This window comes from Lacrimispora sp., assembly GCF_047605665.1.
Lineage (GTDB): Bacteria > Bacillota > Clostridia > Lachnospirales > Lachnospiraceae > Lacrimispora.
In genome coordinates this window covers 1-10,258 of the sequence record NZ_JASGFH010000039.1, presented here as the reverse complement: position 1 = coordinate 10,258, position 10,258 = coordinate 1, and the positions used below count along the sequence as shown (strand labels likewise).

The window sequence follows — 10,258 nt, the reverse complement described above, 5'->3', positions numbered from 1 at the left end:
GACAAACGGTTTTCAAGACCGCCTCGTTATGACCACTTCGATACCTCTCCAAATGTGCTTTTCCATTCTAATAGAAGTCCATGCTTTTGTCAAGCACTTTTTTCTATTTTTTTAAATCTCTTGGAGACTCACAAGCTCTGTTTCGCGGCTCTCATGAGCTGCAACTTGGATAGTTTATCATTGTTTGATTATTCTGTCAACATGTTTTTACATTTTTTTCAAGCTATTATTTTCAGGCCTTAAAACCGGGTCAAAAGCCCTGTTTTTTGTCCCTTATTCCGGGCCGGATTCTCTTCCTCAACTACCCGCTGATCCAGCCGTTGATCAGTTCCGTATTGAGCTTGATCCAGATCCGGGCCGACTCCAGGGGTTCCCTGCCGTCTTCTTTCATAGACTCCATGAAATCTTTCAGCTCTGCCTCATTCATTTTAAAATTTTTTAAAAACAATGCGACCTCCGGCATATCCGTTGCGAACCCTTTCCGGACATATTTATGAACGCGTTCTTCGCTTTCATAAGAAATGCCCAGATCGATCATATCACTGCCGTACTGTTCCACCTGGCTTTTGTGGGTGATCGGAAGGCGTACATTCAAACATGCGTCAGTGTCCCCTGCTGCAAGGGAGGCAAAGGCGGCATCAGCATCTTCCATGATCATATCCACACGGTAGCCCATTCTATCCTCCATCACTGCGGCGGCCAGGCTGGTCAGGGCGATTCCTTCATCCCAGTCCTCATACGTCAGCTTTATATTTCTCTCCGGTTCTTCAATTCTGAGTCTGCGGCAGCCGTACAGGCCTACAGCCGCGATTGACAATGCCAGAATCGTACCGATTATTTTCTTTCCCATAACTCTCTCCTTTGATCCATTTACCCAGAAAGCTTCCCTGCATTTTCGGCTCAGGGTTCTTCCTGTCTTCCTTTATATCTGTTTTATCATTTTCAGGCAACATTCCTTTCATGCTAGCACAGATCATTTTAATTGTCAAATTCAGGAATTTTATATCTTTCAGAGCCGGGGCTGAAAAAAGCAGGCCTCCTGTTGAGGGGCCTGCCGGGATACGAATACCGTTTATCTGATTACAGGAAGCAGCGGGCCTTTTTACGGAAAGCAGGCCTCATTTAAATGCTTTTTGCAGAAACAAAGCGGCGATTTCCAAATCCTCCGGTGTGGTGACCTTAATATTGGAATAATCTCCCCGGATCAGCTTCACCTTTTCCTGGGTCATGGTTTCCACCACCATGGCGTCGTCGGTGATTCCCTCCTGATGCTGCTCTGATGACATGAGCATTTCATACGCCTTAAGGACCAGGCTGTATTCAAATGCCTGGGGGGTCTGGATCAGCCATAGACGGCTCCGGTCCGGTGTTACGGAGGCGAACTCCTCTTCATCGGAAACTTTTATGGTGTCTTTGACCGGCATTCCCACCACACAGGCCCGGTAGGTTCTGGCGCCGAGGGAAGCCCTGTCGATGATTTCAGCCGTCACACACGGTCTGGCTCCGTCGTGAATCAGGACGTATTCACAGTCCTTCACGGCTTTCAGTCCACGGTGTACGGAGTGGTATCGTTCTTTTCCGCCTTCTGTAATGGCTTTTACCTTGGTGAAACCGTACTTTTCCACGATTTCTTTTTGGCAGTATTCTGTTTCTCCATAACCTGTCACAAGGATGATCTCATCCACAGAGCTGTTTTCAAAGGCATGGAGAGTGTAGTACAGAAGGGGCTTTCCGCAAATCTCCAGGTATTGCTTATGAACCTGGCTTTCCATGCGGGTTCCTTTTCCTGCTGCTAAAAGGACTGCTGCTGTTCTTCCCTCCATCGGATCACCTCTCCCCTAATTTCAAGTTAGGAACTGCATTTAAATCCCAGTCCGCCCTGGCTCCGTTGATGTATTCATAATAAGCGGCAACGGCGATCATGGCTGCATTGTCTGTGCAGTAAATGGGGGATGGGTAGTAAAAGTCGGCTCCTGCTTTTTTACAGGCCAGGGCCATTCCTTCCCGAAGGGCGGAATTAGAGGCCACGCCTCCTGCTATGGCAATCTTTTTTATGCCGTATTCTTTTGCGGCGGCCATGGTATGACTGACCAGCACATCTACAACCGCTTTTTGGAAGGAAGCTGCGAGATCGGGAACATTTATTTCTTCTCCCATCATTTTTCCATGGTTGATATGGTTTAAGACTGCTGATTTCAAACCGCTGAAGCTGAAGTCATAGACATTGCCTTCCACCTTTGCCCTTGGAAATGAGATGGCATCGGGATTTCCTTCTCTGGCCGCTTTATCGATCTTGGGGCCGCCCGGATATCCCAGGCCTACGGCTCTTGCCACCTTGTCAAACGCTTCCCCTGCTGCATCGTCTCTGGTCCGTCCCAGAATTTCAAATTCTCCGTAATCCTTTACAATGACCAGATGGGTATGGCCTCCTGATACGATGAGGCAGAGAAATGGCGGCTCCAGCTCCGGATGCTCGATGAAGTTGGCGGATATGTGGCCTTCTATATGGTGTACGCCTACCAGAGGCTTTTTGGCTGCATAGGCAATGGCCTTTGCCTCTGCAACTCCCACCAAAAGGGCTCCCACAAGTCCGGGGCCATAAGTCACTCCGATGGCATCGATGTCCTTTAAGGTGACTTCTGCTTCTGAAAGGGCTGTCTCAATGACCTGGTTGATCTTTTCAATGTGCTTTCTGGAGGCGATTTCCGGCACCACTCCTCCGTAGACCGTGTGGAGGGCGATCTGGGAGGAGATCACATTGGAAAGGACCTCTCTTCCGTTTTTTACCACTGATGCCGCTGTTTCATCACAGGAGCTTTCAATGGCCAGTATATAAACATCTTCTTCTGTATGATTCTTCTTCATTGCCATTTCCTCATTCCTCATCAAATTCCAGTTCCAGGGTCCAGCCGTCTCTGGCAGCTTTGGACCGGGGGAAAATTTCCCGGACCTTGTCCATAAATTCTTCGGGCCTTGTAAGGGAGGGGCTGTAATGGGTCAGCCACATCTGTTTTGGCTGGGCTTCCCTCGCCAGTCTGGCGGCCTCGTAGAAAGTCATGTGCCTGTATTCTCTGGCCTTGGCCTCTTTTCCCTCTTCTCCATACATGCCTTCGCAGATAAAAAGATCCGCCTCCCTGGCATATTCTGCAATCACAGGAACCGGTCTCGTATCGGTGCAGTAGGTGACCTTTAAGCCTCTCCTTGCAGGTCCTAAGACCATGTCAGGCGTTAAGGTCCGCTCCCCTTCCTCTATGATCTCTCCCTTTTGCAGGCGGCTCCAGAATTTCTGGGGGATTTGGGCATCTCTGGCCCGGTCCACATCAAAACGGCCTGTCCTCGGAATGGAGATGGAATAGCCGTAGCATACCACGTTGTGATTCACCCGGTAAGCGTCAATCACATAGGGGCCGGTTTTTATCTGTTCCTGATTTTCAGAAAGCTCGATAAATTCCAGGTCAAAGGGCAGCTCCGGAGCAATGGTCCGCAGGGCTCCCACCACGCGCTCCAAGCCTCTTGGCCCGATTAAGGTCAGAGGCTCTGTCCTCTCGGCATTTCCCATGGTCAAAAGCAGACCGGGAAGGCCGCTGATGTGGTCGGCGTGGTAATGGGTAAAGCAAATGACATCAATGGGCTTGGGACTCCAGCCCTTTTCTTTTAAGGCAATCTGAGTTCCTTCCCCGCAGTCAATGAGGAGACTGCTTCCGTCGCATCTTGCCATCATGGCCGTCAGCCAGCGGTAGGGCAGAGGCATCATACCTCCGGTTCCCAGTAAACATATATCCAGCATAAAATTTCCTCTTCTCTAGTTTGATATTTGAGTTTGTACAGTAAAGCTTGCTTTTTTACTGTATTGGCGAACGTACGCGGTGCATTCATAATTTGGCTGCGCCAAATTATTCATGACGGGCGTTCCGCCCTATAGAAATATTTGCCCGCCTGGCGCTTTGTGAGCGAGCTCACACGCTCCACTCGGTCAAATATTTCTGCACCGCTGAACTCTAAAAGCATATCACAAAAAAGAGGTAATTAGCAACTATAAATATTCCAGCTGTTCTTCTCTCTCCACCGGAATCTTAAACTCCGAAATCATAGCATCGTAGCAGGTTTCGCATAAATCCAAATGATGAACCTCCCCATCTTTCTCTGAAAAGAAATCCCAGGCATGGCTGATGTGGATAACCCCTTCCCTGGCTACTCCTTTTGACACGATGATCTTTTTTCCGCAGCAATTGCATATAACCGTTTCAAGCTGACCTCCGTTTTTGTACTTTCTCATCTTATTCTCACCTTTCCTTTTTCTTGTCCCTGCTTTTCAGACATAAAGGTATACCCGTTTGGGACATAAAGCCATACCCGCAGGGTGCTTCCTTATTTCTGCCCATGCATTCCCTGGCATCATGACGTGCCCGCAAGGCTCTCCTTTTTCGCGCTTTCCAGTTGTGACCTGATTCTTTTCCCCTCTCATCTGATGAATGTTCACTCAGCTAAACTGGCTGACGCTTTCTTTTGTACGTCTTCACTAAGCTGCTTTCGGCCAGGGATAGAAAAAAGGGCATCCATACTGGATACCCCTACATTATATACGGTGTTCTCCCTTATTTTTAGTGGTAAATGTTTCATATCAGGTGATTTCTCATGATGACAGCATTTTCACTGGGATTTTGGTAGTAATTTTTTCGGATGCCTTCTTCCTCAAAACCATAGGATTTATAAAGGTTTCTGGCGATTTTATTGCTTTCACGGACCTCTAAAAATATGGATGTGACCCCATTTTTTCTGGAATATTCTGCCAGCCTCTCCATAAGTTTCTTTGCCCTCCCCCCACCCCTGTATTGGGGCAGAATGGCAATGCGAAACAGCTCTCCTTCTCCGGCGATGATGCGGAAGACGCAGTATCCCTTCACAGCCGTTTCTTCTTCCAGAACCAGCCAGGTGTCAAAGGGATTTCCCATGCCTTCCTTTATGGTTTCTAAGGACCAGGGATCGGAAAAGCAGGCCTGTTCGATACCGCCGACTTCTAAAACATCTTCCGGACTCATTTCACGAACCATGAGTTTCTCCCTTTAAGGCATTTTCCTCCCGCTCCCGTTCGGCCTGAGGCTTTCTCAAATAATCGGGCCCATGATCAGCCGCAGAGACAGTCTTTCCTTCCTCATAATACAAAGAGCCCAGAGCCGCCACTGCTGCTGCCCGCTGCCGGTTTAAGTGGGCCGGGGCAAAGGCAAAGGGAACCTTCATATTTTCTTCAATCCGGCTTTGATATACGGGGACCCCGTCGCCCAAAAAGATGACCTTTTGACCGGTTTCGTTTAATTCTTCTATCAAATCCATGATATCCATGGCGCACTGTTCCTTTACCACGGAAAATCCGGCGCTATTGTCATAGATTCCGGTGTACACCTGATTTCTTCTGGCATCCATAATAGGGCAGACCAGATAAGCGCTGCCGTATAAGTTATAAGCCATGGCATCTACGGTGGGAACGGAAATCATAGGCTTATGAAGAGCCAGTCCCAGGCCTTTGCCTGTGGCAGAACCGATCCGCAGCCCGGTAAAGGAGCCGGGGCCTCCGGAAACGGCGATTGCGTCAATGGTTTCCAAATCCTCTTCCGTCATTTTCACGATCTCATCCAGCATGGGAAGGAGAGTCTGGGAGTGGGTTTTCTTAAAATTCACCGTGTATTCCGCAGTCAGCACCTGATCCGTCACAATGGCAACAGAGGCTACCAGGGATGAGCTTTCAATTCCAAGTATTTTCATTTATAATCCCTCCACGGTTATTTTCCTGTAATCAAACCCTTTTTCCAAGTCCTTTTCTATGGTCACAGTTATGACCTCTTCGGGAAGGAGTTCTTCGATCAGAACGGACCACTCGATCAGGCTCACTCCGTCTCCGTAGAAACAGTCCTCATAGCCGATCTCATCCATCTCGCTGATGTCCCCGATCCGGTATACGTCAAAATGATAAAAGGGCAGACGCCCGTCATCATACTGCTGGACAATGGTAAAGGTGGGGCTGTTTACCGGCCCTTCAATTCCAAGGCCTGATGCAAATCCCTGGGTGAATACGGTCTTTCCCACGCCTAAATCTCCGTTTAAGCAGTATACGGAAGAGGGCTTCGCCTCCTCTCCCATCTTTTTTCCAAGTTCAAAGGTCTCCTCTGGACTACGGCTTTCTATTACCATCATCATATCCTCTTTCGCCTCTTAGGAGGCAGTTTTTCTTTTATGAGCGCAGTGACTTCTGCCTTTTTTTCCGCTAAACAGTCATCAGGAAGAAGATAGGCCCTGATCCGGTCCATGTAGAGGATGGTCATATCTCCTATCCGCTCTCCCCGCCTGATATTTTCCCATTCCAGGGACAGGCTTTCTTCTCCCTGGGAAACCAAAATCTTCTCCTCGTCAAAGGAAAGCGTCATTCCGTTTCGAATTCTGGAATTTTTTGCCTGTTTGGCGGACTTCAAATAGAGGAGAAGGGGCTGCCAGACCGTAAACACCAGGGCGCTGACCAGGAACATGATCCGGTAAGCCACAGTGCTGGTGTCCCAGGAGGTTACCAGCAGGTAAACAGCAGCCAGGCTGAAAATAGCAGGAAATACCGCCTTGCTTCCCCAATAGGCATGATACAGGGAAAACCTCCATAAATCCTTTGCCGTCAATTTTATTTCTATTACAATCGGGAATTTTTCTTCCACGTTGTCCTCCTTCCTGCGCATACTTACCGCCGGGGCCCTTTGCACAGTTCTTTTACAGCTTCATGGTCAGGGCGATCCGCTTCTTAGGCACGTCCACACTTATGACCTTCACTTCTACAATATCTCCCACGCTGACCGCTTCCAGAGGATGCTTGATGAACTTATCAGACATCTGGGAAATGTGGACCAGCCCGTCCTGATGGACTCCGATATCCACAAATGCGCCGAAATCAATGACATTTCTCACAGTTCCCTTTAAAACCATGCCTGGCTTTAAGTCCTTCATTTCCATAACATCGGTGCGGAGAATGGGGGCGGGCATCTGGTCTCTTGGGTCTCTGGCAGGCTTTTCCAGCTCTTTTACGATGTCCCTTAAAGTGATCTCGCCGATTTCCAGTTCAGAAGCCAAAGCCTTGTAGTCAATGACCTTTCTGCCGATTCCGCTTAAGCCTCCATCAGCCAGCTCCCTTAAATCGTAGCCCAGCTTTCCTAAAAGCTTCTTTGCGGCATCATACGATTCCGGGTGAACGCTGGTGCCGTCTAAGGGATTCTTCCCGCCCTGGATTCTCATAAACCCGGCGCACTGCTCATATGCCTTGGGCCCAAGCTTGGGAACCTTTAAAAGCTGGCTCCTGCCGGTAAAGGCCCCGTTTTCTTCCCGGTATACCACGATGTTTTTGGCAATGGCCTTGGAAATGCCGGAGATGTACTCCAAAAGAGAGGCGGAAGCCGTATTCAAATCCACACCTACTTTATTGACACAGTCCTCTACCACACCCTGAAGAGCTTCGCTTAAATGCTTCTGGTTCATATCGTGCTGGTACTGCCCTACGCCAATGGACTTGGGATCGATTTTTACCAGCTCGGCAAGAGGGTCCTGAAGCCTTCTTGCGATAGATGCCGCACTTCTCTGTCCCACGTCAAAGTTGGGGAATTCTTCTGTCGCCAGCTTGCTGGCGGAGTAAACCGAGGCCCCTGCCTCGTTGACAATGATATACTGAACCTGTTGCGGAATTTCCTTTAGAAGCTCTACAATCACAGCTTCCGATTCCCTGGAGGCCGTTCCATTTCCCACTGAAATCAGGGAAATGCCATATTTTTTGACCATCTTTTTGACAGTGGCCTTCGCTTCTTCCACCTTATTCTGAGGAGCGGTTGGATAAATGACCACTGTGTCCAGAACCTTCCCGGTCTCATCCACCACCGCCAGCTTGCAGCCGGTCCGAAATGCCGGGTCCCAGCCCAAAACCACACGGCCTACAATAGGAGGCTGCATGAGAAGCTGTTCCAAATTTTTTCCAAACAGCCTGATTGCTCCATCCTCAGCCTTTTCCGTCAGTTCGCTTCGCACCTCCCGCTCAATGGCAGGATAGATGAGGCGGTTATAGCTGTCCTCCACCACTTCCCTTAAAACAGGAGCGGTATAGGGGTTGTCCCTTACAATGACCTGCTTTTCCAGAAAACGCAGAATCTGTTCCACTGGAGCCAGAATCTTCACTGTGAGCAGCTTTTCCTTTTCTCCGCGGTTTAAGGCGAGAATTCTGTGGCCTGCCGTCTTTTTGATGGTTTCTTCATAGTTGTAGTACATCTCATAGACAGACTCTGCCTCTTCATCCTTGGCAGAGGACTGGAGAATTCCCTGGCTCATGACGGCGTTTCGGATGTAGGTGCGGTACTCTGCATTGTCGGAAATCCGCTCTGCCAGAATATCCTTTGCCCCTTCCACAGCCTCCTCTGCCGAAGAAACGCCTTTTTCCTCTGAAATATACGCGGCAGCGTCCTCAATAACAGGCCTCTTTGCCGCCTGAAGCATAATGAGATCTGCAAGTGGCTCTAAGCCCTTTTCCTTTGCAATGGTGGCCCTGGTTCTTCTTTTGGGCTTATAGGGACGGTATAAGTCCTCCACCGCCACCAAAGTCCTGGCCTCTAAAATCTGCTTTTCCAGCTCCGGCGTCAGCTTTTCCTGTTCCCTGATGGAAGAAAGTACCTGGTCCTTGCGCTCCTCCAAGTTGCGGAGGTAGCGAAGCCGCTCATCGAGACTGCGGAGCACCTCATCATTTAAAGAACCTGTCACTTCTTTCCTGTATCTTGCAATAAAGGGAATGGTGTTCCCTTCGTCAATAAGCTTTACCGCAGCCTCCACCTGACCTCGTCCAATGGAAAGCTCTTCCTGCAATGCCTTTATAATATCCATGCTAATCCCCTTGTTTTCATAGTTTATACATGAGATATTATAAGTCATCCCTCACCCTTATGCAATACCCGTCTGGACAGAAGGGGGGAGTTGTGTTACACTCTTCACGAAAGCAATAAAATGGGGGAATATGCCAATTCCCATAGAAAACGAATTAAAAACACACGAGGTTTGCCACATGAGCGAAAATAAGAACACCACTTCAAATAATCATAAAACTCCGCCCAGCTCCGCTGCCACCGCCGCATCCTGGTCCGTGATCCTGGGCGGCTTCGGCCTGGTGAGCAGTTGTATTCCCGTATTCAGCATCTGGGAACTGCCTGCCGGATTGTTTTTAGGCATTGCCGGAACCGCATGCGCCATCTATTCCAAGCAGGGAAAGCCCTTTACCCATCAGGCTCAGCTTGGCCTGATCCTGTCCGTCATTTCCACAGTATGCGGCCTTCTCATGACATTTTTCATCATCTTCATGTACGATATCATGGAGAGCGACACGCCCCTGGGACGCCATTTCAGGGAAACCCTTGAAGCCCTTTCTATTCCTCAGGAATAGTCTTACTTCATGAGAGGAAGCAAATCCACCCTTAAATAAACCAGCATATAATTTTTAAACAGCCAGTTGACCACCACAATGACGGCTCCAAACAGAATAAAAAGCCTTTCCCATTTCTCCCGGTCACGGGGACGCCAGACCAGCATAAATCCAAATGCCAGGACAGCATAAAGGACCAGCGGATGATATTGAAAACTCATTCGCAGGTCCCCCCGAAGCAGTGACCGGACAGCCCTGGTTCCTCCGCAGCCCGGACAGTAAAGTCCGGTCAGCAGGAGAAACGGGCAGGGAAAACCGATTCCCAGCAGCCGTTTTAACCAGTTCAGCCCCTTCATCTCTTTTAATCCGCCAGGTCAAAGGCGTCATGAACAGATCTCATAGCACGGTTTACATCCTCTTCATGGATTAAAACCGTGATTCTTATTTCTGAGGTAGCAATCATCTTAATGTTGACATTGGCATTGGAAAGCGCCTCAAACATCTTGGCAGCGACTCCCGGATTGCTCATCATGCCGGCTCCGATAATGGACAGCTTTGCCACATTCTCTTCACTGGTTACAGCCTGGGCTGTAATGGACTCCTTATTCTGTTCCAGAAGTTCTAACGCATCCTTTAAATCCGTCTTTGCAACGGTAAAGGAAATATCTTTTTTCTCCTCACGTCCGATGGACTGGATGATGATATCCACGTTCATGTTATGTTTTGCCAGGAGATTAAATATCTTAAAAGCAATTCCAGGTTCATTCTTTACACCAAGCACCGAAATACGGGCTACGTTCTTATCTGCGGCCACACCGCTAACCAGCATTCTTTCCA

General features: G+C 48.9%; 13 protein-coding genes. 1 reads left to right on the top strand and 12 read right to left on the bottom strand.

All coding sequences use genetic code 11. From position 1 onward, the window contains the following. Nucleotides 1-301 precede the first annotated feature (301 nt). The 10 genes from QM657_RS19675 to QM657_RS19630 form a co-directional block, all read right to left on the bottom strand. Nucleotides 302-850: a glycine betaine ABC transporter substrate-binding protein gene (locus QM657_RS19675; protein WP_415068401.1), complete on the bottom strand. Its 549-nt coding sequence runs from the start codon at nt 848-850 to the stop codon at nt 302-304. A gap of 268 nt (nt 851-1,118) precedes the next feature. Further along, nucleotides 1,119-1,823, bottom strand: coding sequence for a 2-C-methyl-D-erythritol 4-phosphate cytidylyltransferase (gene ispD / locus QM657_RS19670; protein ID WP_415068400.1), 705 nt, complete (start codon nt 1,821-1,823; stop codon nt 1,119-1,121). Between the two features lie 4 nt (nt 1,824-1,827). Further along, a complete protein-coding gene (gene tsaD / locus QM657_RS19665) occupies nt 1,828-2,865 on the bottom strand; it encodes a tRNA (adenosine(37)-N6)-threonylcarbamoyltransferase complex transferase subunit TsaD (RefSeq protein ID WP_415068399.1) in 1,038 nt (345 codons plus the stop codon). Nucleotides 2,866-2,875: 10 nt separating this feature from the next. Continuing rightward, on the bottom strand, nt 2,876-3,787 hold the full coding sequence (locus tag QM657_RS19660; protein WP_415068398.1) for a ribonuclease Z: 912 nt from the start codon (nt 3,785-3,787) through the stop codon (nt 2,876-2,878). 246 nt (nt 3,788-4,033) lie between these two features. After that, nucleotides 4,034-4,276: a hypothetical protein gene (locus QM657_RS19655; protein WP_415068397.1), complete on the bottom strand. Its 243-nt coding sequence runs from the start codon at nt 4,274-4,276 to the stop codon at nt 4,034-4,036. 340 nt (nt 4,277-4,616) lie between these two features. Continuing rightward, nucleotides 4,617-5,051 carry a ribosomal protein S18-alanine N-acetyltransferase gene (gene rimI, locus QM657_RS19650; RefSeq protein ID WP_415068396.1) on the bottom strand — a complete coding sequence of 145 codons (435 nt, stop codon included), beginning with the start codon at nt 5,049-5,051 and terminating at the stop codon, nt 4,617-4,619. Beyond that, nucleotides 5,041-5,760, bottom strand: a complete 720-nt coding sequence (tsaB, locus tag QM657_RS19645) for a tRNA (adenosine(37)-N6)-threonylcarbamoyltransferase complex dimerization subunit type 1 TsaB (RefSeq protein ID WP_415068395.1) — start codon at nt 5,758-5,760, stop codon at nt 5,041-5,043. The genes rimI and tsaB overlap by 11 nt, the downstream gene beginning before the upstream one ends. Then, a complete protein-coding gene (tsaE, locus tag QM657_RS19640; RefSeq protein ID WP_415068402.1) occupies nt 5,761-6,186 on the bottom strand; it encodes a tRNA (adenosine(37)-N6)-threonylcarbamoyltransferase complex ATPase subunit type 1 TsaE in 426 nt (141 codons plus the stop codon). It abuts the gene before it with no gap. 2 nt (nt 6,187-6,188) lie between these two features. Then, the gene (locus QM657_RS19635) at nt 6,189-6,695 is read right to left on the bottom strand and encodes a YcxB family protein (protein WP_415068394.1); all 507 of its coding nucleotides are present in this window, start codon (nt 6,693-6,695) and stop codon (nt 6,189-6,191) included. Nucleotides 6,696-6,747: 52 nt separating this feature from the next. Further along, nucleotides 6,748-8,889, bottom strand: a complete 2,142-nt coding sequence (locus tag QM657_RS19630; protein ID WP_415068393.1) for a Tex family protein — start codon at nt 8,887-8,889, stop codon at nt 6,748-6,750. Nucleotides 8,890-9,067: 178 nt separating this feature from the next. Here QM657_RS19630 and QM657_RS19625 point away from each other — a divergent pair, with 178 nt between their 5' ends. Next, nucleotides 9,068-9,442, top strand: a complete 375-nt coding sequence (locus tag QM657_RS19625) for a sodium:solute symporter (RefSeq protein WP_415068392.1) — start codon at nt 9,068-9,070, stop codon at nt 9,440-9,442. A gap of 2 nt (nt 9,443-9,444) precedes the next feature. On the opposite strand, the gene QM657_RS19620 is transcribed toward QM657_RS19625, so the two are convergent. Both QM657_RS19620 and QM657_RS19615 read right to left on the bottom strand, forming a co-directional pair. Then, nucleotides 9,445-9,777 (bottom strand): DUF2752 domain-containing protein, encoded by a 333-nt coding sequence (locus QM657_RS19620; protein WP_415068391.1) that lies wholly within the window; start codon nt 9,775-9,777, stop codon nt 9,445-9,447. A gap of 5 nt (nt 9,778-9,782) precedes the next feature. After that, nucleotides 9,783-10,258: ACT domain-containing protein (locus tag QM657_RS19615; protein WP_415068390.1), on the bottom strand; the 476-nt coding region annotated here is incomplete at its 5' end.

Coding starts and splice junctions, on each gene's coding strand:
- tsaB (WP_415068395.1), bottom strand. CDS start 5,760: ATGAAAATACTTGGAATTGAAAGCTCATCCCTGGTAGCCTCTGTTGCC.
- QM657_RS19620 (WP_415068391.1), bottom strand. CDS start 9,777: ATGAAGGGGCTGAACTGGTTAAAACGGCTGCTGGGAATCGGTTTTCCC.
- tsaE (WP_415068402.1), bottom strand. CDS start 6,186: ATGGTAATAGAAAGCCGTAGTCCAGAGGAGACCTTTGAACTTGGAAAA.
- QM657_RS19675 (WP_415068401.1), bottom strand. CDS start 850: ATGGGAAAGAAAATAATCGGTACGATTCTGGCATTGTCAATCGCGGCT.
- ispD (WP_415068400.1), bottom strand. CDS start 1,823: ATGGAGGGAAGAACAGCAGCAGTCCTTTTAGCAGCAGGAAAAGGAACC.
- QM657_RS19625 (WP_415068392.1), top strand. CDS start 9,068: ATGAGCGAAAATAAGAACACCACTTCAAATAATCATAAAACTCCGCCC.
- QM657_RS19655 (WP_415068397.1), bottom strand. CDS start 4,276: ATGAGAAAGTACAAAAACGGAGGTCAGCTTGAAACGGTTATATGCAAT.
- QM657_RS19660 (WP_415068398.1), bottom strand. CDS start 3,787: ATGCTGGATATATGTTTACTGGGAACCGGAGGTATGATGCCTCTGCCC.
- rimI (WP_415068396.1), bottom strand. CDS start 5,051: ATGGTTCGTGAAATGAGTCCGGAAGATGTTTTAGAAGTCGGCGGTATC.
- QM657_RS19630 (WP_415068393.1), bottom strand. CDS start 8,889: ATGGATATTATAAAGGCATTGCAGGAAGAGCTTTCCATTGGACGAGGT.
- tsaD (WP_415068399.1), bottom strand. CDS start 2,865: ATGAAGAAGAATCATACAGAAGAAGATGTTTATATACTGGCCATTGAA.